Source organism: Streptomyces sp. BK79, from assembly GCF_044142145.1.
Taxonomy (GTDB): domain Bacteria; phylum Actinomycetota; class Actinomycetes; order Streptomycetales; family Streptomycetaceae; genus Streptomyces.
Map to the genome: position 1 here is coordinate 36,220 of NZ_JBHVOC010000025.1, position 22,271 is coordinate 58,490.

Genomic DNA, 22,271 nt, shown 5'->3' on the forward strand with positions numbered 1-22,271 from the left:
CTCCCGGTGTGTGGTGCTGAGCAGGTTCCTTCAGACTACCCGTACAAAATTTCTACGCGCGTAGCATTGTAGGAAACTACGTGAGCCCCATCACGATTCGGCATCGGGGGGAGGGTGTCGCGAAAAGCTTCGGGAAAGATGCCGGATCGGGCGCGGACACCTATTGCGCGGTGGACACGCGGAGAGATTTAGTCGGACTTCCCATTGCAATGCCGAGCACTGTACAAATGAAATGTCATTAGCCGATACTTTGCCCAATTACAGGCGAACAGTCGGCATCATCGCGGCGTCCTGGCACGTCATCGCGGAGGTGCCGCACGAAGGGACCGATATTCGTGGCGCAGCGTGTCGTGGTCACTCTCTTTGACGACATCGACGGCTCGGAAGCGGCGGAGACGATCGCCTTCGGTGTCGACGGCCGGATGTACGAGATCGACCTGAACGAAGCCAATGCCCGGAAACTGCGCAAGGCGCTCGAGCCCTACGTGTCGGCCGGCCGCAAGCGGTCCCGCTCCGGCAAGGCGTACCGGCAGACGGAGGTCGCCCCCGACCCGGCGGCGGTCCGGGCCTGGGCCCAGGCGAACAAGATGGACGTCCCCGCGCGGGGCCGGATCCCGAAGAAGGTGTACGAGGCGTTCGCCGCGGCCCAGTGAGCCACTCCGGCCCAGTGAGCCACTCCAGCACGGTGAGCCACTCCGGCCGGGAGGGGCCGACGGCCGCTCAGTCGCCCCTCGCGGCAACCGACTTGCGCAGCACCCCGGGTGATCAGCTAAAGTCTGGAGCACGCCGAGGGGCGAGGCCGAAGGGCCCGGCTCACGGAACATGCGGGTGTAGTTCAGTAGTAGAACATCCCCCTTCCAGGGGGAAGGCGCAGTGTGCAATTCCTGTCACCCGCTCTGCATCGCCGTACCGATCACGGATGGGGGTCCCCCCTCCGGGGGACGATCAGGTAGGCTGGTGCTCGCACCGATCGGTGAAGGCCGGTCGGGGGCAATGCGGACGTAGCTCAGTTGGTAGAGCGCAACCTTGCCAAGGTTGAGGTCGCGAGTTCGAGCCTCGTCGTCCGCTCGGGAATCAGACCCCGGTCCTCCAGGACCGGGGTCTTTTCGTATGTCCGGCGCGGTGTCCCGCACGACCCCACGTCTGACATTTGTCATGTCCGGTGATGACGGCTCGCACTGTTCCGCGGCCCGGTCCGCCGGAATGCTCGAAGCATGCGATCAGACGGACACGAACACGTGATTGAGGTCACCGACCTGCGACGTGTGTACGGGGGCGGGTTCGAGGCCGTGCGCGGAATCGACTTCTCCGTGCGCCGCGGGGAGGTCTTCGCCCTGCTGGGCACCAACGGCGCCGGCAAGACGTCCACCGTCGAGCTGCTGGAGGGCCTCGCCGCCCCGGCCGGCGGGCGGGTGCGCGTCCTCGGGCACGACCCCTACACCGAGCGGGCCGCGGTACGCCCCCGCACCGGCGTGATGCTCCAGGAGGGCGGCTTCCCGTCCGAGCTGACCGTCGCCGAGACCGCGCGGATGTGGGCGGGGTGTGTGAGCGGGGCCCGCCCGCCGGCCGAGGTACTGGCGACGGTCGGACTGGAGGCGAAGGCCGGCACCCGCGTGAAGCAGCTGTCCGGCGGCCAGCGGCGCCGCCTGGACCTGGCGCTCGCGCTGCTCGGCGACCCCGAGGTGCTCTTCCTCGACGAGCCCAGCACCGGACTGGACGCCGAAGGCCGCCGGGACACCTGGGAATTGGTGAGCGCCCTGCGCGACGGGGGCACGACGGTGCTGCTGACCACGCACTATTTGGAAGAGGCCGAGAACCTCGCCGACCGGCTCGCGATCATGCACGAGGGCCGGATCGCCGCCACCGGGACCCCGGCCGAGGTGACCGCCGCCCAGCCGTCCCGGATCTCCTTCGAACTGCCCGACGGCTACTTCGTGGGCGACCTGCCGCCGCTCGCCGAACTGGGCGTGAGCGATCACGAGACCGACGGCCGGACGGTCCGGCTGAGCACCCGCGAACTCCAGCGCGCGGCCACCGGACTGCTGGTGTGGGCCGGGCGGGCCGGGGTCGAACTGCGCCGCCTGGACGTGCGGTCGGCATCCCTGGAGGAAGCCTTCCTGAGGATCGCGAAGGAGGCGTCCGGGAGGACCGCCGAGGGGACGACGCCGGGAACGGCACCGGGAACGACGAAGGAGTACGCGGGATGAGCGCCACGACCACCAGGAAGTCCCCGGCGCCCGGCGCCGCGAACGCCGCCGCCAGCACACCCATGACCCGCATGACCGCCCTCGCCCGGGCCGAGCTGACCCTGCTCGGGCGGAACAAGGGCACCCTCTTCGCCGCGCTGTTCGTGCCGCTGGTGCTGCCGTTCAGCGTGCGGTCGGCGGCCCAGGAGATGGACCTCGCCGAGGCCGGGCTGACCACCGGCACGCTCGTGCTGCCCGCCGCGATCGGCTTCTCCCTGCTCTTCGCCGTCTACTCGGCGCTCGTCGGCGTCTTCGTCGTCCGGCGCGAGGAACTCGTCCTCAAGCGGCTGCGCACCGGCGAGCTGCGGGACGCCGAGATCCTCAGCGGTTCCGCGATGCCGGCCGTCCTCAGCGGACTCCTGCAGAGCCTGCTGCTCGCGGCGGGCTGCTTCGCCCTGCTGGACCTGTCCGCGCCGTCCGCGCCCCACCTGGCCGTCCTCGGTCTGCTGCTGGGGCTCGTGATGTGCGCCGCGCTCGCCGCCGTCACCGCGAGCTTCACCCGGACCGGCGAGAGCGCGCAGGTCACACCGCTGCCGTTCATGTTCGTCTCGATGCTCGGCTCCGGCATGTTCGTGCCGCTGGAACTGCTCCCCGACAAGCTGGCCTCCTTCTGCGAGCTGCTGCCGCTGACGCCCGTGATCACGCTGGTGCGCGGCGGCTGGACCGGCGACCTGACGGCGTACGAGGCGCTGGGCGCCGTGGCGTCGGCGGTGGCCTGGACCGTGGTCGCGGTGTTTGCTGTACGGCGGTGGTTCCGCTGGGAGCCGCGGCGCTGACGTACGGGAGGACCCGGACGGGGGCCAGGACCAGGGAGAGCGGGGCGAACGGGGACATGCGCAGGTCTGAGCGCTGGTGGGGGCGGAAGAGCACGCCGGCGAAGGTGGAGACGTACACGCGGTGGTCATTCCACTTCTTCGGGGTCGTCGAGATCCTGGTGATCGTCCTGACCGCCGTCGAACAGGCCGGGCCGCGGCCCGCCGCCGCGGCGTCCCTGGTGGTCGGCACGCACGCCGCGGTCTGCGTGCTGGTCGCCGCCCGGTCCCTGGACTGGACCCTCGGCCGGCGGGCGCAGCCGGTGCGGCTGCTGTGGGTGCTGGCCGCTCTCACCGCGGTGCTCGCCGTCGGCGCGATCGGCGTCGCGGAGCGCGGACCGGGCGGCGACGCGGTGGACAGCGTGGCGGGGACGACCTTCAGCGTGGTGCTGTGCTTCGGCTCGGGCGTCATCGCGCTCGGGCTGCGCGAGAGGCGACGGGTGGCCGCCGTCGTCGGCGGCTTCGCGCTCGGCGCCGGGGCCGTGTCCTTCGCGGTGGGCGCGCCGGGCCTCGCCGCCCTGGCGCTGGCGTGCGCCGTGCTGGTGGGAGGCGCGTTCATGGCCTTCACCTCGGTCTTCTCGGTCTGGCTGCTCAACGCCGTCTACGCGCTCGACGACGCCAAGGAGACCCGGGCCCGGCTCGCGGTCGCCGAGGAACGGCTGCGGTTCGGCCGGGACCTGCACGACGTGATGGGCCGGAACCTGGCCGTCATCGCGCTCAAGAGCGAGCTGGCCGTCCAGCTGGTCCGGCGCGGACGGCCCGAGGCGGTGGAGCAGATGATCGAGGTGCAGCGCATCGCGCAGGAGTCGCAGCGGGAGGTCCGGGAGGTCGTCCGCGGTTACCGCGAGGCCGACCTGGAGGTCGAACTCACCGGCGCCCGGGGCGTGCTGACCGCGGCCGGGATCGACTGCGAGGTGAGCGGCGAGACGTCGGGGCTGCCCGCCGAGGTGCAGTCGGCGCTGGGCTGGGTGGTCAGGGAGGCGACCACCAACGTGCTGCGGCACGGGGACGCGGAGAAGGTCTTGGTGGTGGTGCGGGTGTCGGAGGGGCGCGTGGCGCTGACGGTGGAGAACGACGGAGCGGCGGAGCCGGCCGGGGCCGAGCCCTCGGGCGGGTCCGGGCTCGCGGGACTGCGGGAGCGGCTGTCCGCCGTGGACGGCACGCTGGAGGCCGGGCGGGCCGGCAAGGGCGTGTTCCGGCTCACGGCCGAGGTGCCGCTGCCGTCGGCCACCCCGGACCGGCTGGAGGTCGCGTCGTGACGACCCCGGTACGTGTCCTGCTCGCCGACGACGAGCACCTGATCCGCGGGGCGCTGGCGGCCCTGCTGTCCCTGGAGGAGGACCTCCTCGTGGTCGCCGAGGCGGCCACCGGTCCGGAGGCGCTGGCGATGGCCCGGGCACACGCCCCGGACGTCGCCGTACTGGATCTCCAGATGCCCGGGGCCGACGGTGTGAAGGTCGCCACATCGCTGCGGGCCGAGCTGCCCGCGTGCCGGGTGCTGATCGTGACCAGTCACGGGCGGCCCGGTCACCTGAAACGGGCGCTCGCGGCGGGGGTGCGCGGGTTCGTCCCCAAGACGGTCAGCGCCCAGCGGCTCGCCGAGCTGATCCGCACGGTGCACGCCGGAAACCGTTTCGTCGACCCGGAGTTGGCGGCCGACGCGATCTCCGCCGGGGACTCGCCGCTGACCGCGCGCGAGGCCGAGGTGCTGGAGTACGCCGCCGACGGGGCGCCCGTCGCGGAGATCGCCGAGCGTGCCGCGCTCGCCGAGGGGACCGTGCGGAACTACCTGTCGTCGGCCGCGAGCAAGCTCGGCGCGGAGAACCGGCACACGGCGGTGCGGCTCGCACGGGAGCGGGGTTGGGTATAGTGGCTGTCGCACCACGGCGAAGTCCTCGGCGAAGTCAGGGACCGCGTCACGGCGCAGTGCGAACGTAGCTCAGTTGGTAGAGCGCAACCTTGCCAAGGTTGAGGTCGCGAGTTCGAACCTCGTCGTTCGCTCCGTGTGAGAAGCCCCCGGCTCCGGCCGGGGGCTTCCTCGTGTCCGGGGTCCGGCCCTACGACCAGCTCAGACCGGTCAGGCGCTCGTACGCCTCCACGTACTTCGCCCGGGTGGCGTCCACGACCTGCTGGGGCAGCGCCGGCGGGGGCTGCTCGCTCGTGCGGTCCCAGCCGGACTCGGCCGAGGTCAGCCAGTCCCGCACGAACTGCTTGTCGTACGACGGCTGCGCGCGGCCCGGCTCCCACTGGTCGGCCGGCCAGAAGCGGGAGGAGTCCGGGGTGAGGACCTCGTCGGCGAGGACCAGGTCGTCGCCGTCGAAGCCGAACTCGAACTTGGTGTCGGCCAGGACGATCCCGCGGTCGCGGGCGATGTCCCGGGCGCGGGAGTAGACGGCGAGGGTGGCCTGGCGCAGGCGGGCGGCGGTGTCCGCGCCGACCTGGCGGGCGACCTCCTCGTAGGAGACGTTCTCGTCGTGCTCGCCCACCTCGGCCTTGGTGGCCGGGGTGAAGATCGGGGCGGGCAGCTCCGAGCCGTCGACGAGGCCCTCGGGCAGGGCGAGGCCGCAGACGGTGCGGGTCTGCTCGTACTCGGCCAGCCCCGAGCCGGTGAGGTAGCCGCGGGCCACGCACTCCACCGGGACCATCCGCAGGGACTTGCAGACCAGGGCGCGGCCCTCCCAGTCGGCGGGGGCGCCGGGGGGCAGCTCGGTGCTCAGGACGTGGTGGGGGGCCAGGTCGGCGAGCTGGTCGAACCACCACAGGGAGAGCTGGGTGAGGACCCGGCCCTTGTCGGGGATCTCGGTCGGCAGCACCCAGTCGTAGGCGGACATGCGGTCGCTGGCGACCATCACGAGGTCGCCCGCCTCGTTCCGGTACAGCTCGCGCACCTTGCCGGTGTGCAGATGCACCAGGCCCGGAACCTGCAGCGGCTCGGGCTTTTCGACGAATCCGGACACGGTTCCTCCCCGTGGTTCTGTCCAAGTACGTCGATTCTCCCGTATGCGCCGGTCGGTCTCCGGGCGGGGTGGTCCGCGGGCGGTGTCAGTCCCGTTTGCAGATGCGGTCCAGGAGGTTGGCGGTGGCGCGCTGGACGCGCGGGTCGACGTGGCCCGGCCGGTCCAGGGCCGGGGACCAGGCGAACGTGCCGGACGCGAAGACCCAGGCGCCCGACGGCGCCCGGTACAGCGACGTCTCCTGGTGGCGCCGGGCGCCGTCCACGTCGGTGTACGGCGAGTGGGCGAGCAGGACCCGCTCGTCGTGCTCGGGCAGCGCGGTGCGCGGGAAGTAGCGGTCGGCCTCGCCCGCGACCAGGCCGTCGATCGCGTCGCCCTCGTGGGCTCCGGTGGCCTCCCAGAGCCAGTGACCGGCGTTGCGGACGATCAGCGGGTGCGGTTCGGGGACCCGGCCGGCGTACTGGATGCCGAGCAGCTGCTGTTCGGCGCGGTCGATCTCCCGCCACAGCACCGGCCGGCCGGGGCCCCGGCGCTTGCGGCAGGTCAGCAGGCGGTCGGGGGTGCCGGACGGGGAGGGGGACAGCTCCACCTGCCAGTACATGGTGTTGGCGGACAGGAAGACCAGGGAGGTGCCCTGCTCGCGGGCCAGCTCCGTGGTGCGGCGCATGGCCGTGGACCAGTACTCGTCGTGGCCCGGGAAGACCAGGCCCCGGTAGCGGGTCGGGTCGACGCGGCCGGAGTGCAGGTCGCGGGCGTCGGCGTAGGCGAGGTCGTAGCCGTAGCGCTCGGCGAAGCGGATGAAGTCGTAGGCGTGGCCGACGTGCAGGGGGAGGCCGGCACCCGCGTACGGGCGGTCGAAGGACACGGTCGTCGCGGCGTCCGACTCGCCCAGCAGCCGGCCCTCCTCGTCCCAGGCGTGGTAGAGGCTGGCGCCGGTGCGGCCGTCCTCCGGATAGAGGTTGTACGCCTGCCACGTGATGTCCGGCAGCAGCAGGAGCAGGTCGGCGGGGTGGTCGTCGCGGACCGTGAAGGGGACGTGCGAACGGTGGCCGTCGGCGGTGGTGAGGACGGCTACGTAGGCCCCGACGTTCCAGTACGACGGGATCTGGAGGCGCCAGGACAGCCACCAGTGGTGGCAGGAGACCGTGCGGTCGGCGGTGAGCGGCGGGGGCTGGACGATGCCGGACAGGCGAGGGCTGGTGGTGATCTTGGCGGCGCCGTCACCGCCGTAGTGGCCGATCCGGTAGACGTCGACGCTGAACTCCTGCGGCGGGTCGACGGTGATGTGGAAGTCGATGGCCTCGCCGGGGGCGGCGGCTCCGGTCGCGGTGAAGCCCTTGATCTGGCGGCGGACGTCGTCGGCGGCTCGCGGACCGCCCCGGTCGGCGCGCCGCGCGCGGGTCTTCGCGCCGGACGCGCCGGGCGCCTCCGGTACGTCGTCCGGGTCGGCGTACCAGGGGACGACTTGGCCGGTGTCGCCGAAGTACGTCTCGCCGCCGCGCAGCCAGGGGACGGGTCCCTGCCCGAAGGGATCCGTCACGGCGTGCGCGAGTGCTCCCGACTCCCAGCGGCGGATCTGCTCGGGCCCCATGGGACAGTCCCCTCCCTCGTGCCCCCGTGGTCGTGCGTATGACGAACGCCTTTGCCATGTGCGCGATCGGTCCCAGCACATCACATTTCGCGCGCGTGCTGTCACTGTTCGTTGCGAAGTGGCCCAAAGTGGAATTGGGGGGTCCACTTCGGGGGCGGGCTGCGGGCTGCGGGGCCGGGGCCGGGAGGTGGGCCGGGAGGTGTCAGACCAGGCGGACCGGCTTCTCCGGGCGTACGCCGAGTTCCGTCATCCAGGCGCGCAGGGGGCCCGGGTCGCCGGTTTCCACGAGGCTGCGGACGCGGGGGGCCAGGTCCGTGGCGCGGGCGCCGTCGACCAGGAGGGACGGGCCGTCGAGCCAGTCGAGGCCGGGGGCCGCGCCGGCGGTGTCCATCGCCGCGCAGCACACCATCGCGGTGATGTGGGCGGTGAGGATCTCGCGGCCGGTGCGCGGGGGCTGGAGGGGGAAGAGGGGCAGCGCGCGGTCGTCCCAGAGGGCGGCGCTGTCGGGGCCGACCGGTCCGGTGCCCGTGCCGGGCACGGGGGCCGCGCCTCCGGCTCCGGGTCCGGCGGGCTGGGCCTCCGCCTCCTCGCGGGCCAGCTGGGCACTGAGCCCGGCGGCCAGGGCGGCGCCCCGGGGGGTGGTGCCGGCGAGGTCGTCATCGTCGTCGACGGGGGCGCTGCGGTCCGGGGCCGCCGCTAGGTCGGGGGGCGGCTGCTGGGCCGGGGCGCCCGGGTGGTCGGGGGCGCTCGGGGGGTCGGGGAGGGCGTGATGGTCGTCCGGGGCGGCCGCGCTCAGGTGGTGCGGGGTGCTCGGGGCGTCCGGGGCGTCGTGGCCGTCGGTGGGGTCGCGGGGAGCGACGGGGGTGGTGGGGGCGGTGGGGGTGTCGTACGCCGGAGGTGTGGCGTAGGTGTCGGCGTCGGTTCCCGGGCCGGGCTCGGGCCCGGAGGGGGCGTCGGCGGGCGGGGTCGTGAGGTGGTCCAGGACGCGGGCCAGGGTCGGGCCCTCCGTGCCCGGGGCGGCGCCCTCGGCGGCGCGGCGGACGCCCAGGGCGTCCAGGACACGGTGGAGGCGCGCGGCGTCCGTGCGCCAGGTCCGGTCGACCACCTCCTCGGGGTACTCCGCCCAGTCCACCGGTGACCAGTCCGGGCCGGTCTCGGCGGGCCCGCCGTGGAAGAGGCGCGCGGCGAGGAGCGAGACCGCCTCGTCCATCACCCCGGGCTCCTCCAGCAGGTCACAGGCCGGACGCTCGCCCAGGCGGGAGGCGAAGCCCTCGGCCAGGCGGTCGCGGCGGGACAGCTCCGTGAGCGCGGCGACCACGCCCACGTCCAGCCGGGAGGGCCAGCGGCCCATCCGCCAGGCCGGCAGCGCCACCCGGGTGAGCAGGCGGTCCCAGCCCGCGTAGGCGAGCCCGACCTGCTCCTGCGCGACGATCCGCACGCCGTAGTCCACCGCCTGGGCACGCTCGGCGGCGGCCGTCGCGACCCCGCGCTCCATCTCCGCCGCGTGGACCCGGCAGCCGCGCAGCAGGAGCCTGGACACCCGGCCGAGGCCCGCGCGCGCCGCGCGGGACAGCGGTCCGCGTCCGCCCGTCGAGGCGACCGCCACCGCGGCGTCCAGGCCCCGTATGAAGCGCCGGGCCGCGGCTATGTCGGGGTGCGCCGAGGGCCCCGTACCGGCGACGACCGGGGCGAGGACGGCGCGCAGCTCTCCCACGCGCATCCACCACAGGAAGGGCGAGCCGATGACGAGGACGGGCGCGGCGACGGCCCGGCGGCGGGCGGGGGCGTCCACGCCGGCCACGTCGTCGTGCTCCTCCACGGGGGGCGGGCCGTGGGCCGGGTGGGTGCGGTCCTCCAGCCAGCTGTCGCAGTCGGGTGTCAGCGCCATGGCGGAGGGAGCGGGGACGTCGAGCCGGTCGGCGAGGTCCCGCACCATCCGGTAGAGGTCGGGGGCGGACTCCTCGGCGATCGTGACCGTCGGGGTCACCGCGGGCCGGGAGCGCGCGACGACCAGGGCCACTGCGGCGGCGGCCGCCAGGACGAGCACCGCGAGCACGGACACGATCCAGCGGACGACGTCCCAGCCCCCGCCCGCGAGGTGCCCGGTGGACCCGCCGACGAGCAGGATCACGGCGGCGGCCGCGGGCAGCAGGGCGATCGCCAGCGCCCGGCTGCGGACGCGCAGCACGGCCAGGGCTCGGGAGCGCGCCGCCTGCGCGCCCATCTCCACACCACCGGTACCGGTCACGGCCGGACCTCACCCCGTCCTCGCTGTCCTGTCTGTCCTGTCTTTTCCGGGCATTTCCGCGGCTCTCCCGCTCTTGCTCTCCCCCCACTGTGGCACCCGCCACTGACATCGCAATGCCGGTGGGCCAAGTGCCGGAACGCTTGCGCGGCACCCTAGTTGGGGCCTCCGCGCCCGTCAGCCGTATGGCGCATCGGTCACTCGATGGAATGGCTTTGGGGAAAGGTGGATGACGGACAGCAAGGGTCAGGCCCCGGCTCCTGAGACGGAGCCGGGGCCTGCCGGGTTCGGTGCGAAGGGGCTGCTCGCGGTTACGCCCCCGCCGCCTTCGCCGCGATGTCGGTGCGGTACTGGGAGCCGTCGAGGCCGATGCGCGCGACGGCCCGGTAGGCGCGGTCGCGGGCCTCGGTGAGGTCCGTACCGGTGGCCGTGACGGACAGGACGCGGCCTCCGGCGCTGACCACGGCGTCGTCCTCGCGCCGGGTGCCGGCGTGCAGGACGTAGGCGTGCGGGGCGTCCTCGGCGGCCACCTCGTCGAGGCCGGTGATCGGGTCGCCGGTGCGCGGGGTGCCCGGGTAGTTGTGCGAGGCGACGACCACGGTGACGGCCGCCTCGTCGCTCCAGCGCAGGGGCTCCAGGTCGGCGAGGTTGCCGGTGGCGGCGGCCATCAGCAGACCGGCGAGCGGGGTCTTGAGGCGGGCCAGGACCACCTGGGTCTCGGGGTCGCCGAACCGGGCGTTGAACTCGATCACGCGGACGCCGCGGGACGTGATCGCCAGACCGGCGTAGAGGAGACCGGAGAAGGGGGTGCCCCGGCGACGCATCTCGTCGACGGTCGGCTGGAGCACGCTCTGCACGACCTCGTCGACCAGCTTGGGGTCGGCCCACGGCAGCGGCGAGTACGCGCCCATGCCGCCGGTGTTCGGGCCCTCGTCGCCGTCCAGGGCGCGCTTGAAGTCCTGGGCGGGCTGGAGCGGGCGGACGTTGTCGCCGTCGGTGATGGCGAAGAGGGAGACCTCGGGGCCGTCCAGGTACTCCTCGATGACGACGCGGTCGCAGGCCGCCGCGTGGGCGCGGGCCGCCTCGATGTCGTCGGTGACGACGACGCCCTTGCCGGCGGCCAGGCCGTCGTCCTTGACGACGTAGGGGGCGCCGAAGGCGTCGAGGGCCTCGTCGACCTCGGCGGGATTCGTGCAGACGTAGGAGCGGGCCGTGGGGACGCCGGCACCGGCCATGACGTCCTTGGCGAAGGCCTTGGAGCCCTCCAGCCGCGCGGCCTGCCCGGAGGGGCCGAAGACCGGGATGCCCGCCTCGCGCACGGCGTCGGCGACCCCGGCGACGAGGGGCGCCTCCGGTCCGACGACGACCAGTTCGGCACCGAGCCGGGTGGCCAGCGCGGTCACGGCCGCGCCGTCCAGGGCGTCGACCTGGTGCAGTTCGGCGACCTCGGCGATACCGGCGTTGCCGGGTGCGCAGTGCAGCGCGGTCACGTCGGGGTCGAGGGACAGGGAACGGCACAGGGCGTGTTCGCGGGCGCCGCCGCCGATGACAAGGACCTTCACGGGGTCAGCCTAATGGGAACGGGCCGCGGCGGTTTGTGCGGGCTTCCGAAGGGGTGGGGCGCGGGGGGTTGTGGGTTCCTCCAGGCGATGGCCGGGGGTGGGGAACTGGTGGAGCAGAGGGCTGGGGGCGGGCGGCGCAACGGCCGGAGCCGCACGCCGGGGCTGAGGGCCGGGGCTGGGCAGCGCGACAGCCGGGGCCGCATGCCGGGGTCGCACGCCGGGGCTGGGGCCGGGCGGCGCGACGGCCGGGGTCCGGCAGCGCAGGGGCCGGGGCTGGGTGGCGCGGGGGTCGGGGCTGGGCGGCGCGGGCGCGTAGCCCTGCCGCTCGGCGCAGGTGCACGGGCGCGCTACTCGTGCGCGATCTCCTCGACGACCGTCGCCCCCAGCTCCCGTACCAGCAGTTCCTTGCCGGAGAGGGCCGACTCGTCGAGGTCGGGGTCGTCGTCCTCCGGGATGTCGTCCTCGGGCGAGACCGAGCGCGGCGGCTCCGGGGCCGGGGGCCGGGGAGCGTGGGCGGGGGCCGTGCCGGACGGCGGCGGTGCCGGCGCGGCGGGCGCGGGCGCCGGGGACGGGTCCGCGGGCGAGGGAGCCGACGGACGCGGGGCGGGCGCCCCGCCCCCGAAGCCACCGCCCGCACCGCCGCCGGACCCGCCGAAGCCGGCGCCGCCGCCCGCACCGCCGCCGGTGCCTCCAAAGCCGCCGGGCGCCGGGGGCGCCGAGCCGCCGGAGGGGTCGACGACCGCCTCGATCTTCCACTGCACGTTGAACTGCTCGGTCAGTGCCTGGCGCAGGACGTCCTCGCTGCCACTGCTGAGGAAGTTGTCGCGAGCACCGGCGTTGACGAAGCCGATCTGGAGGGAGGTGCCGTCGAAGCCGGTCACCTGGGCGTTCTGGCTGAGCAGGATCCAGGTGAAGCGGCGGCGGTTCTTGACCGCCTCCAGGATGTTGGGCCAGATCGAACGGGGGTCGACTCCCGAACCCGGCGACGGCGACGGCGACGGCGAAGCGGCTGCCGGTGCGGCAGCGGCCGGTGCGGCAGCCGGGGCCGGGGCGGGGGTGGCGGGCCCGGCCGGCGTCCGGGCCGGCTGACCGCCGCCTGCGGGAGCCGCCGTGGGCCACCCCCCGGGGCGTCGGCCGCCCCCCGCGGGAGCGGCGGTCGGCCAGGCACCCGGCGCGGGCGCCGAGGCAGGGGACGAATCCGGGGCCGGGGCAGGAGCAGCGGCCGGGGCAGGAGCGGCAGCCGGAGCGGCAGCCGGAGCAGGAGCGGCAGCCGGAGCAGGAGCGGCAGCCGGAGCAGGGGCGGCAGCCGGAGCAGGGGCCGCCTGGGGCTGCCCGCCCCCGGTGTGACCACCGCCTTCGCCGGTCGCGGTAACGGCACCCGGGGACGCCTCCGAAGGTGCGTCTCCCCGACCGGAAACCACAGGGGCACCACCCGGCGCCCGTACCGCCGCCCGCGCCGCGGCGGGTCCGCCGCCCGGCGGAACCGGGCCGGCGGCGGCCACGGCGCCGCCACCACCGGCATGCGCCTCGGGCCCGGGGACGTACCCCATGGCGGGCGCGCCCGCGCCGGCGGAGAACTGCACCCCGCGCTCGATCCGGTCCAGACGGGCCATCACCGAACGCTCGTCCCCGTACGCGGCGGGCAGCAGCACGCGCGCGCAGATCAGCTCCAGCTGAAGGCGCGGCGAGTGGGCGCCGCGCATCTCGGTGAGCCCCTCGTTGACGATGTCGGCGGCACGGCTCAGCTCGGCGGCGCCGAAGGACCGGGCCTGGGCCTGCATCCGCTCGACCACGTCGGCGGGGGCGTCGATGAGCCCCTTGTCCGCCGCGTCGGGCACGGCGGCGAGGATCACCAGGTCACGCAGGCGCTCCAGCAGGTCGGTGACGAAACGCCGCGGGTCGTTGCCGCCCTCGATCACCCGGTCCACGACCTCGAAGGCGGCCGAGCCGTCCCCTGTGACGAACGCCTCGACGACGGAGTCCAGCAGCGAGCCGTCCGTGTAGCCGAGCAGGGAGGTCGTCATGTCGTACGTCACACCGTCGGCACCGGCGCCGGCGAGCAGCTGGTCCATGACGGACATGGAGTCGCGGACGGACCCGGCTCCGGCCCGCACCACCAGCGGCAGCACACCGTCCTCTACCGGGATCTGCTCCTTGCCGCAGACCTCGGCGAGGTACTCGCGCAGGGTGCCGGGCGGCACCAGCCGGAACGGATAGTGGTGCGTCCGCGACCGGATGGTCCCGATGACCTTCTCGGGCTCGGTGGTGGCGAAGATGAACTTCAGATGCTCCGGGGGCTCCTCGACGACCTTCAGCAGGGCGTTGAAGCCCTGCGGGGAGACCATGTGGGCCTCGTCGATGATGTAGATCTTGTACCGGCTGGAGGCGGGCCCGAAGAACGCCTTCTCCCGCAGGTCACGGGCGTCGTCCACGCCTCCGTGCGAGGCGGCGTCGATCTCGATGACGTCGATGGAACCCGGTCCGTTACGCGCGAGGTCGCGGCAGGACTGGCACTCGCCGCACGGCGTCGGCGTCGGGCCCTGCTCGCAGTTCAGACAGCGGGCCAGGATCCGGGCGCTGGTCGTCTTGCCGCACCCGCGCGGACCGCTGAACAGGTACGCGTGATTGACCCGGTTGTTCCGCAGCGCCTGCTGCAACGGGTCAGTGACATGCCCCTGACCGATGACCTCGGCGAAGGACTCCGGGCGGTAACGGCGGTAGAGCGCGAGAGACGACACGCATACGAGGTTATAGGCGCCCACTGACAACCGGAGCGCCCTGTGAACCGGCCCACCCCGTGAACGCAGGCGCCCCCCACGCACCCGCCAGAGCCGACCTACCCTTGCTGCCTTCCGGCCCTGGGGGAGTTCAGTCAGATAGCGCCGCGTGAGGGGCTGAGCCACACGTTACCCGATGCGGGGCCCCGAGAACGAGTTCGCAAGCACTCTCCGACGTCATGTAATGTTTGCCGCGGAGGATTCGCCTAGAGGCCTAGGGCGCACGCTTGGAAAGCGTGTTGGGGGCAACCCCTCACGAGTTCGAATCTCGTATCCTCCGCCAGTGCCTCACCGGGCACGAAGTCGAAGGGCCCCCTGGAAACAGGGGGCCCTTCGACGTTCTGTCTTTTCCTCGCCGTTGCCGTCCCTACCGCTCGATGCGGATCCGCCGGGTCTCGGTCACCTGGTCGATCTCCGACACCCGGACCGTGGCCCTCATCGTCCAGGTGCCGGGGAGCGGGAGGGTGAGGGAGTTGGCGCTCCAGTAGCCGCCCCGGTCGACGAGTTCCGCTTCGAGGGGGCCGACCTGGTGGTCGGGCAGGGTGAAGGAGAGGCGCAGTTCGGGTACGGCGGCCAGGCTGCCGTCGGGGCCGAAGACCACGGCCTGCACCGCGTTGTCGCCGGTGCGGCCGGGGTCCAGGGTGATCTGGACCGTGCCCCGGCCCGAGGTGCCTAGGTCGAAGGGGATCGTGGTGACCGACGCGGGCAGCACGCCGCCCGCCGGTACCGCCCGCGCCGCCTCGTCCGCCGTCCGGCCCGGCGGGGTGCTGGTGAGCACCGTGGTGACCACCAGGACGACGGCCGCGACGCCGGCCTCCACGAGCACGGACCGGCGCAGTGCCCGGTGGTGGGGGGCGTCCTCCGACCTCGACGGCTCCGAGGGCTCCGAGGGCTCCGGCGGCTCGGACGGCACGGTCTGTTCGGATACGGATACGGATACGGGTACGGCTACGGGTTCGGGTTCCGGTGCCCGGGGTGGGGGGCCGCCCGCCGGCTCCGGCACGCGGGCGCGTACGTGCCCCCGCTCACGCTCCCGCGCCGCCGCCGTTCCCGTCGCCGTCCCCACCTTCGTCGTCACCAGGGCGGTCGTCCAGCGGCGGGACACCGCCGCCGCTGCCAGCAGTACGGCCACCAGGACGACCTTCGCGAGCAGCAGCCTGCCGTACGTCGTCCCCGTGAGCGCCGGCCAGGAGCCGAGGCCGCGCCAGGACTGGTAGGCGCCGGTGACCACCAGAACGGTCACGGAGGTGAGGGCGGTCCGGGAGAAGCGCGCGACCGTGGCCGCGTCGGGGGCGGAGCGCAGGGTCGTCAGCAGGGCCACGAGGCCGCCGAGCCAGACGGCGGTGGCCAGCAGGTGCAGTACGGACGATGTCATCGCGAGCGGCACCTGGATGCCGGCGGCGGCGTGTTCGGCGGCGGCCCAGGTCAGGGCGAGGGCGACGGCGAGGAGCGTGCCCGCGGCGGCGGTGAGGGCGGTGCCCCGCCCGGTGCGGGCCGTGCGGGCCGTACCGACTGCGCGGAGGAGGAGCAGCGCGACCGGCGCGAGCAGCGCCAGTCTGGCCAGCAGGAGCATGCCGGGCCGGCCGGTCATCGTGTCGCCGAGGGCGGTGGCGTCCAGGGCCGCCGACGGGCCCGCGCCCGACTCGTACGGCGCCCGCAGCACCAGCAGCGCGACGGTGGCCGCCAGCAGGGTCCACCAGCCGGCCGTCAGCGGGCGGCGCAACGGGGCGGGGTCCGGCGGGCGGCACAGGAGGACGAAGGCGGCGGTGCCGATGAGGAGGGCGGCGGCGAGGTAGGAGAGGTAGCGGGCGATGGTGTGGAGGGCGGCGGTCAGCGGGTCCTCGGCGGGGCCGGTGTCCGACGCGGCCGTCGCGGAGGGCGTGCCGACCGAGAAGGTGAAGGCGCCGGACACGGGGTGGCTGTCGGCCGACACCACGCGCCAGGCCACCGTGTACGTGCCCTCGCCCAGCTCGCCCGGGAGCGCGACGCGGACCGTGTCGGAGCGGCCGTCCACGCGCCCGGCCTCCCCCGTGCGCACCCGGTGGCCGCCCGGGTCGAGGACGCGGAAGGAGTCGTCGCGCAGGCCGACGGACTCGGTGAAGGCCAGGGTGACGTGCCGGGGGGCCCGCTGGAGGACGATGCCGTCCCCGGGGTCGGTCGAGCGCAGGGCGGCGTGGGCCGAGGCGGGTCCGGCGCCGCCGAGGACGAGGAGGACCAGCACGGTCCCGAGGAGCACCACCCCTCGCGGTCCCCGGCCGACCCGGACTCCCGTGCGCGTACCGCCACCACACCTCACGTCGCATCTCCGTCGTCGGGACCCGCTGCCTCGGGGACTCGGGGATACGTACGGACGCGGGCGCCGTACCGCTCAACGCGCGGGCGCCGTACCGCTCAACGAAGGACCGGCCGGGTCCTCACCACGAGGGGCGGGCCGTCACCCCGCCGTCGACCACCAGGTCGTGCCCGGTGATCCAGGACGCCAGGCGCGACGCCAGGAACACGCACGCGTCGCCCACGTCCTCCGGGCGTCCGAGCCGTCCCGTGGGCGCCGCCTCGCGCCACCGGCGTACGCCGTCCGGCCAGTCCCGGGCGAGCCCCTCCCGGTCGACGAGGCCGGGCGAGACGGTGTTGACCCTGACCCCCCACGGCCCGTACTCCAGCGCCGCCGCACGGGCGTGCGCCACCACCGCCGCCTTGGAGGCGCCGTAGTGCGCGTGGGCGGGGGCGGGCGCGCCCGCCTCGATGGAGGCGATGTGGGTGACGGTGCCGCCGCCGTCCTGGGCCCGCATGACCTCGGCGGCGGCCTGCGTGCACGCGAAGACGCTGGTGAGGTTGGCGTCCACCACCGCCCGCCACTCGGCGGCCGTCATGCCGGGCAGCTCCCGCAGTGGCTGCACGCCCGCGTTGTTGACCAGCGCCGTCAGCCGTCGTCCATGTCGTCCTTGAGGTCCCTGTCCCCCGCCTCCGCCGCCCCAGTCGGCGGCCTCCGCCACCAGGTCCCGGCAGGCGTCCTCGTCCGTGAGGTCGGCCCGCAGGACCGTGGCCCGGCCGCCGCGCTCCCGGATCCGCGCGGCGACGTCCCGCGCCGCCCCGACCGCCGTACGGCAGTGCACCGCGACCGCCGCGCCCTCCTCGGCGAACCGGAGGGCGATGCCGCGGCCGATGCCGCCGCTCGCGCCGGTGACCAGGGCCACCTGGCCGGCGAGCAGTGGGGTGGGCGGGTTCATGGACGGCACAGTCCCACGATGCGTGCCGCCTCGGCGGGATAGCGCGCCGTGAGGGCGGCCGCGTCGCCGTGCTCGTAGTCCCCGTACGTGAATCCGGGCGCCATCGTGCAGCCGAAGAACGTCCACGCGCCGCCCGCCGCCACCCGGCCGCCCATCCAGGTCCCGGCGGGGACGGTGAACTGCACGTGCTGTCCGCCCAGGACGTCCGGTCCCAGGACCGCCGTACGCGCGCCGCCGTCCGGGCCGAGGAGCAGCAGCTCCAGCGGATCGCCGAGGTAGAAGTGCCAGACCTCGTCGGCGGGCAGGCGGTGCAGGGCGGAGAAGTCGTCGGGCCGGGCGGTCAGCAGGGCCACGATGGCGGAGCCCGCGGGGCGTCCGTCGGGGCGTTCGGGACCGGCCCAGGTGCGCCGGAAGAGGCCGCCCTCCCGGGGGATGGGCTCCAGTCCGTAGTGCGCGATCAGGTCCTCGGCGGTCGGCGGGGGAGTCACCCCGGGAAGGCTACCTCCCGGCGCAGGAAGGCGAGTTGCGCCTTCTTCTCCGGCAGGTACACGTCCGGCAGGTCGACCTCGGGCAGCACGACGGCCGGCCCGGCGGTGAAGCCCTGCTTGACGAAGCGGGCGATCGCCTTGGTGTTGTCCACGTCCGGGTCGACCACGATCCGCTTCCGGTCCAGGACCAGCAGGACGTACGCCACGATGGCGCGCGAGAGCGCGGCGGTCCAGCCGGGCCGGGCGCCCCCGGTCCCGGCGGGGGCCAGCAGCAGGTGGACGCCGATGTCGCCGGGTTCGACGGCGTAGCACTCGCTCACCCGGTCGGCCTCGGGCTCGTAGGTCTGGAGCAGCGCGACCGGCTCGCCGTCCTTCACCACCAGGAAGGCGTGGTGGGTGTCGAGGGTCTCCATGTGGGCGTAGATGCCAGCGATCTGTTCGCGCGTGAGGCCGTTCATGCCCCAGAACGCGGCCCGTTCCTCGCCGGCCCAGCGGTGGATCACCTCGGCGTCCGCGGCGGGGTCGAGGGGGAGGAGGCGGACGGTGCCGAAACCGTCGAGTTCCTGCTCGTGGACCGAGGGGCGGGAGGAGTAGGGGGAGGAGTAGAGGGAGGGAGGGGAGTCAGGGGACGGGTGCGGGTCGGACATCGGTTTCGGTCTCCTTGGTGAGCAGGGCGAAGTCGGTGATCACCGGGGCGAGTTCCCCGTCGAGCCACAGGGGCTGCTGGTCACGGTGGTGGGGTGAGCCGGGGACGCCCGAAGCGCCGAGGGGCACCACCCAGCGGCTGTGCCGCCGGTCGGCGAGGTCCCAGACGTAGCGGGCGGCGGGGCCGCGCGCGGCCCGGTCGGTGAGACCGGGGACGGCCGAGGTGCACAGCACGCAGTCGTGGTCGCCGGCCAGTCCGGGCTCCTCGACCGAGTCGCCCGAGTCGCCGGAGCCGTCCGAGCCGCCCGAGCCGCCCGAGCCGCCCGAGCCGTCCGACGATGCCGGCAGTGCCCGCCAGGGGGCGAGGCGGTGGGTGTCGCCCCAGGGGCCGGCGGGGGGCCGCGCGGCCACCTCCTCCAGGGCCGCGCGGACGGCCTCGGCGCGGTCGATGCCGTAGAGGTCCGGCGCGCGCAGCAGGTGTTCGAGGGCGTATCCGACGCGCGGCACCAGCGCGAGCCACGGCAGGAGCACCTCGGGGTACGCGGGCGGCACGGCCGCCGGGGCGAGGACGGGGTGTGCCGCCAGCCGTCGTACGACCGCCGTGCGCACGGCCGCGTACGCCGCCGCGTCCGTGCTGCCGGCGTCCATGCGCCGGTCCCAGGCGAGGAGCTGTTCGCGGAGGGCGGCGGCCTCGGGGGTCAGGTCCTCCAGGGCGGTGAGGTGGTCCAGGAGGGGGCCGGCCGAGGCGAGGTGGGTGTCCATGTGGATCGCGGGCATGTCGGCGGCCGACCAGCGCTCCTTGCCGCCGAGGAGGGCGGCGATGCGGTCGGCGCGGTGCGGCGGGGCGAACTCGACGCCCAACGGGGTGGCCGGACCGCGCTGGTTGGCCATCACGGCGACGCCGTCGGTGAGGCCGGCGCGGGGCGGGGTGTGCCAGCCGGTCCACTCGTGGCCGGGCTCCCAGGCGGGCACCGGGCGCAGGCGGGCCTCGGCGGAGCGCACCGGCACCCGGCCCGCGACGCGGTGCAGCAGCCCGCCCTCGGTGTCGGCGGCCTGCACGACGTTGACCGGCTCGGCCCACGCGTCCAGGGCGCGGTCCACGTCGGCGACCCGGCGGGCCCGCAGCAGCGGCAGCAGCGCGCCGAAGCCGAGGTCGGCGGTGACGCGGGGCGGGTGGCGCAGGCTCAGGGCGGCCGGGGTGCCGTCGTCGAGGCCCTCGGGGCCGCCGGCGATCACCGGGCCCCGGTCGGTCTCGATGATCTCGACCTCGACCGTCCCCTCGCCCGCGACGTCGATCGTCTCCGTGTGCCGGGCGGCGCGGTGCCAGGCGCCGTCGGGGCCGAGCGCCTCCACGCCGGCGCCGGTGCGGCGCAGTCGCTCGCGGTACAGGTCCTGGTAGTCGGCCATGGCGTTGGTGATGGCCCAGGCGACGGTGCCGGTGTGGCCGAAGTGCGCGATGCCGGGGACGCCGGGGACGGCGAGGCCGACGACGTCGAACTCGGGGCAGGAGAGGTGGATCTGCTGGTAGACGCCGGGGTCCTCGATCCAGCGGTGCGGGTCTCCGGCGATGACCGCGTGCCCGGTGACGGTGCGTTCGCCGGCGACCAGCCAGCCGTTGCTGCCCGCCGTGCCGGGGCCGTCGGTGGCGAACAGGGCGACGGCGTCCGGGCCGAGGTGCGCGGTGATGTGCTCGCGCCAGAGCTTGGCGGGGAAGCCGGCGAAGAGGATGTGCGTGGCGAGCCAGACGCCGAGGGGGGTCCAGGGCTCCCAGCAGCCGGGGACGAGCCCCGCCCTCGCGAACTCGGGGGCGGCGCACCGGGCGAGTCCCTCGTTCACGCCGTCGACGTACGCCCGTACCCAGGCGGCGGTCTCCGGGTCCCGCTCCTCCAGGGCGGTGAAGCAGCGGCGGGCGGTGTCGGCGAGGCGGGCGCGCCGCACGAACCGGTCCCAGGGCAGGGCCTCGGGGCCGAGGAAGGACGCGGAGGTGCCCTGGGCGCGGTGGCGTTCGACCTCCAGCTGCCAGGCCCGGTCGCGGGCGGTCACCCGGCCCTGGGCGCGGGCCAGTTCGCCGGCGGTGTCCGCGCGCAGGTGCGGGATTCCCCAGGCGTCGCGATAGGTCTCGGCGCTCACCCCTGTGCCCCTACTTTCCTTTAGGTTAGGCTCACCTAAGTCTGTGAGTCGTGGCCGAATAGTACGTGAAGGGTGAAGGAAACATGGGGCAGGGGCGGGGTTGGGAGGGCGCGGTCCTCAAGCTGATGCGGGGGAAGGACTTCACCTTCACGGTGACGGACACCGAGGACGTGACGCCGGAGTTCCGGCGGCTGCGCCTGAGTGACGGCGGCATGCTGGCGGCGACCGGCGTCCACCCGACGATGTGGGTGCGGCTGTGGTTCGAGAACGCGGGCAAGCCGCACCAGCGGGCGTACACGCTGGTCGACCCGGATCCGGCGGCGGGCACCTTCGGCATGGAGTTCGCGCTGCACGAGGGGTGCGCGAGCGACTGGGCCAGGGCGGCCAAGCCGGGCGACACGATCGGGGCGACGGTGCAGGGCACCGGCTTCGAGCGGCCCGAGCCGGTGCCGTCCCGGGTCTTCGCGGTCGCGGACCCGGCGTCTCTGCCCGCCCTGAACTCCCTCCTCGACGCGCTGGGGCCGGTCCCGGCGACGATCTGGTTCGAGGGCGGCGGCCCCGAGAGCGGACTGCCCTTCCGCACCGACCCCGCCCGGCACGAGGTCCGCGCGGTTCCGCGCCGGGACGCGGGCGCGCACCTGGTCGCGCGGGTCAAGGAGGAGCTGCCGGAGCTGCTGCGCTCCACGCCCGAGCCGTACGTCTGGATCGCCTGCGACACGGCGACCACGCGGGCGCTGGCCGCCTACGCCCGCAAGGAACTGGGTGTGCCCAAGCAGCGGGTGAACGCGCTGGGGTACTGGCGCGCGACCTGAGCCCGCAGGCGCGATCATCGGGGGCATGGACGTCACACTTCACCTCGCCCAGGACCCCGAGGCCGACGAGCTCCTCGGGCGCAGTCCGCTCGCCGCGCTGGTCGGCATGCTGCTCGACCAGCAAGTCCCCATGGAGTGGGCGTTCAAGGGCCCGTCGACCATCGCGCGGAGGATGGGCGCGGAGGATCTGGACGCGCACGACATCGCCGCCTACGACCCCGAGGCGTTCGCCGCGCTGCTCTCCGACAAGCCGGCCGTGCACCGCTACCCCGGCTCGATGGCGGGGCGCGTCCAGCAGTTGTGCCGGTACCTCGTCGAGACGTACGACGGTGACGCCGAGGCCGTCTGGCGGGGCGTGCCCACCGGCAAGGAGCTGCTGAAGCGGCTCCAGGACCTGCCCGGCTTCGGCAAGCAGAAGGCCCAGATCTTCCTCGCCCTGCTCGGCAAGCAGCTCGGCGTCCGGCCGGACGGCTGGCGCGAGGCGGCCGGCGCCTACGGCGAACCGGGGTCCTTCCGCTCCGTCGCCGACATCACCGGCCCGGAGTCGCTGACCAAGGTCCGCGCGCACAAGCAGGAGGTGAAGGCAGCGGCGAAGGCGGCGAAGGCCGCCGGCAAGTAGGGGCCCGGGGGGCGGGAGCCGGACCACCGGCCCACCGGGGAGGTAGGCGGCCCGCCCCACCCACTGGACGGGCGCGGGCCCGACCAAGACGGGACCGGCACCGCGTCCGCGCCACCGGCGCGGACCGGTCACATCCACCCCACCCAAGCGCGCCCGGCCGCAT

The 22,271-nt window shown here is 74.4% G+C and carries 17 protein-coding genes, 4 tRNA genes and 1 other RNA gene; 11 read left to right on the forward strand and 11 right to left on the reverse strand.

What is annotated here, in order from left to right:
* The first annotated feature begins 335 nt into the window (after positions 1-335).
* From ACFIF2_RS28260 to ACFIF2_RS28295, 8 genes are all read left to right on the forward strand, one after another.
* Positions 336-653 (forward strand): Lsr2 family protein, encoded by a 318-nt coding sequence (locus tag ACFIF2_RS28260; RefSeq protein WP_019330658.1) that lies wholly within the window; start codon positions 336-338, stop codon positions 651-653.
* A 171-nt stretch (positions 654-824) separates the two neighbouring features.
* Positions 825-896, forward strand: a tRNA-Gly gene (locus tag ACFIF2_RS28265).
* Positions 897-995: 99 nt separating this feature from the next.
* A tRNA-Gly gene (locus ACFIF2_RS28270) sits at positions 996-1,068 on the forward strand.
* Positions 1,069-1,214: 146 nt separating this feature from the next.
* Complete coding sequence (locus ACFIF2_RS28275) at positions 1,215-2,207, forward strand: ABC transporter ATP-binding protein (protein ID WP_395576064.1); 993 nt, start codon at positions 1,215-1,217, stop codon at positions 2,205-2,207.
* On the forward strand, positions 2,204-3,022 hold the full coding sequence (locus tag ACFIF2_RS28280; protein WP_395576065.1) for an ABC transporter permease: 819 nt from the start codon (positions 2,204-2,206) through the stop codon (positions 3,020-3,022). The genes ACFIF2_RS28275 and ACFIF2_RS28280 overlap by 4 nt, the downstream gene beginning before the upstream one ends.
* 56 nt (positions 3,023-3,078) lie before the next feature.
* The gene (locus tag ACFIF2_RS28285) at positions 3,079-4,317 is read left to right on the forward strand and encodes a sensor histidine kinase (protein ID WP_395576066.1); all 1,239 of its coding nucleotides are present in this window, start codon (positions 3,079-3,081) and stop codon (positions 4,315-4,317) included.
* Positions 4,314-4,928 carry a response regulator gene (locus ACFIF2_RS28290; protein WP_395576067.1) on the forward strand — a complete coding sequence of 205 codons (615 nt, stop codon included), beginning with the start codon at positions 4,314-4,316 and terminating at the stop codon, positions 4,926-4,928. The genes ACFIF2_RS28285 and ACFIF2_RS28290 overlap by 4 nt, the downstream gene beginning before the upstream one ends.
* Positions 4,929-4,986: 58 nt before the next feature.
* A tRNA-Gly gene (locus ACFIF2_RS28295) sits at positions 4,987-5,059 on the forward strand.
* A gap of 56 nt (positions 5,060-5,115) precedes the next feature.
* Here the strand turns inward: ACFIF2_RS28295 and ACFIF2_RS28300 are convergent.
* From ACFIF2_RS28300 to ffs, 6 genes are all read right to left on the reverse strand, one after another.
* A complete protein-coding gene (locus ACFIF2_RS28300) occupies positions 5,116-6,015 on the reverse strand; it encodes a phosphoribosylaminoimidazolesuccinocarboxamide synthase (RefSeq protein ID WP_395576068.1) in 900 nt (299 codons plus the stop codon).
* An 85-nt stretch (positions 6,016-6,100) separates the two neighbouring features.
* Positions 6,101-7,603, reverse strand: coding sequence for a N,N-dimethylformamidase beta subunit family domain-containing protein (locus ACFIF2_RS28305; protein ID WP_395576069.1), 1,503 nt, complete (start codon positions 7,601-7,603; stop codon positions 6,101-6,103).
* Positions 7,604-7,805: 202 nt separating this feature from the next.
* Positions 7,806-9,851: a hypothetical protein gene (locus tag ACFIF2_RS28310; protein ID WP_395576070.1), complete on the reverse strand. Its 2,046-nt coding sequence runs from the start codon at positions 9,849-9,851 to the stop codon at positions 7,806-7,808.
* A gap of 308 nt (positions 9,852-10,159) precedes the next feature.
* Positions 10,160-11,410, reverse strand: a complete 1,251-nt coding sequence (gene purD / locus ACFIF2_RS28315; protein ID WP_395576071.1) for a phosphoribosylamine--glycine ligase — start codon at positions 11,408-11,410, stop codon at positions 10,160-10,162.
* A 347-nt stretch (positions 11,411-11,757) separates the two neighbouring features.
* Positions 11,758-14,148 carry a DNA polymerase III subunit gamma and tau gene (locus ACFIF2_RS28320; RefSeq protein WP_395576072.1) on the reverse strand — a complete coding sequence of 797 codons (2,391 nt, stop codon included), beginning with the start codon at positions 14,146-14,148 and terminating at the stop codon, positions 11,758-11,760.
* A 65-nt stretch (positions 14,149-14,213) separates the two neighbouring features.
* An RNA gene (ffs, locus tag ACFIF2_RS28325) (signal recognition particle sRNA small type) lies at positions 14,214-14,308 on the reverse strand.
* A 74-nt stretch (positions 14,309-14,382) separates the two neighbouring features.
* Between ffs and ACFIF2_RS28330 the strand changes: the two genes are divergently transcribed.
* Positions 14,383-14,470 (forward strand) — tRNA-Ser (locus tag ACFIF2_RS28330).
* Between the two features lie 84 nt (positions 14,471-14,554).
* Here ACFIF2_RS28330 and ACFIF2_RS28335 read toward each other — a convergent pair.
* The 5 genes from ACFIF2_RS28335 to ACFIF2_RS28355 all read right to left on the reverse strand — a co-directional run bounded on the left by ACFIF2_RS28335 (position 14,555) and on the right by ACFIF2_RS28355 (position 20,677).
* Positions 14,555-16,423: a copper resistance protein CopC gene (locus ACFIF2_RS28335; RefSeq protein WP_395576162.1), complete on the reverse strand. Its 1,869-nt coding sequence runs from the start codon at positions 16,421-16,423 to the stop codon at positions 14,555-14,557.
* A 178-nt stretch (positions 16,424-16,601) separates the two neighbouring features.
* A complete protein-coding gene (locus ACFIF2_RS28340) occupies positions 16,602-17,414 on the reverse strand; it encodes an SDR family NAD(P)-dependent oxidoreductase (RefSeq protein ID WP_395576073.1) in 813 nt (270 codons plus the stop codon).
* Positions 17,411-17,902 (reverse strand): cupin domain-containing protein, encoded by a 492-nt coding sequence (locus tag ACFIF2_RS28345; protein ID WP_395576074.1) that lies wholly within the window; start codon positions 17,900-17,902, stop codon positions 17,411-17,413. The genes ACFIF2_RS28340 and ACFIF2_RS28345 overlap by 4 nt, the downstream gene beginning before the upstream one ends.
* Positions 17,899-18,549 carry a GNAT family N-acetyltransferase gene (locus ACFIF2_RS28350; protein WP_395576075.1) on the reverse strand — a complete coding sequence of 217 codons (651 nt, stop codon included), beginning with the start codon at positions 18,547-18,549 and terminating at the stop codon, positions 17,899-17,901. The genes ACFIF2_RS28345 and ACFIF2_RS28350 overlap by 4 nt, the downstream gene beginning before the upstream one ends.
* Positions 18,524-20,677 carry a penicillin acylase family protein gene (locus ACFIF2_RS28355; RefSeq protein ID WP_395576076.1) on the reverse strand — a complete coding sequence of 718 codons (2,154 nt, stop codon included), beginning with the start codon at positions 20,675-20,677 and terminating at the stop codon, positions 18,524-18,526. Before ACFIF2_RS28355 ends, ACFIF2_RS28350 begins: the two co-directional genes overlap by 26 nt.
* Positions 20,678-20,760: 83 nt before the next feature.
* Between ACFIF2_RS28355 and ACFIF2_RS28360 the strand changes: the two genes are divergently transcribed.
* Both ACFIF2_RS28360 and ACFIF2_RS28365 read left to right on the forward strand, forming a co-directional pair.
* Positions 20,761-21,489 carry a siderophore-interacting protein gene (locus tag ACFIF2_RS28360; RefSeq protein WP_395576077.1) on the forward strand — a complete coding sequence of 243 codons (729 nt, stop codon included), beginning with the start codon at positions 20,761-20,763 and terminating at the stop codon, positions 21,487-21,489.
* A gap of 25 nt (positions 21,490-21,514) precedes the next feature.
* The gene (locus tag ACFIF2_RS28365; protein WP_395576078.1) at positions 21,515-22,108 is read left to right on the forward strand and encodes an HhH-GPD-type base excision DNA repair protein; all 594 of its coding nucleotides are present in this window, start codon (positions 21,515-21,517) and stop codon (positions 22,106-22,108) included.
* Positions 22,109-22,271 lie beyond the last annotated feature (163 nt).

Bases quoted from the DNA above. Each gene is read 5' to 3' on its own strand.
- ACFIF2_RS28280 (WP_395576065.1), top strand. From the start codon at position 2,204: ATGAGCGCCACGACCACCAGGAAGTCCCCGGCGCCCGGCGCCGCGAAC.
- ACFIF2_RS28305 (WP_395576069.1), bottom strand. From the start codon at position 7,603: ATGGGGCCCGAGCAGATCCGCCGCTGGGAGTCGGGAGCACTCGCGCAC.
- ACFIF2_RS28275 (WP_395576064.1), top strand. From the start codon at position 1,215: ATGCGATCAGACGGACACGAACACGTGATTGAGGTCACCGACCTGCGA.
- ACFIF2_RS28340 (WP_395576073.1), bottom strand. From the start codon at position 17,414: ATGAACCCGCCCACCCCACTGCTCGCCGGCCAGGTGGCCCTGGTCACC.
- ACFIF2_RS28365 (WP_395576078.1), top strand. From the start codon at position 21,515: ATGGACGTCACACTTCACCTCGCCCAGGACCCCGAGGCCGACGAGCTC.
- ACFIF2_RS28350 (WP_395576075.1), bottom strand. From the start codon at position 18,549: ATGTCCGACCCGCACCCGTCCCCTGACTCCCCTCCCTCCCTCTACTCC.
- ACFIF2_RS28360 (WP_395576077.1), top strand. From the start codon at position 20,761: ATGGGGCAGGGGCGGGGTTGGGAGGGCGCGGTCCTCAAGCTGATGCGG.
- ACFIF2_RS28285 (WP_395576066.1), top strand. From the start codon at position 3,079: ATGCGCAGGTCTGAGCGCTGGTGGGGGCGGAAGAGCACGCCGGCGAAG.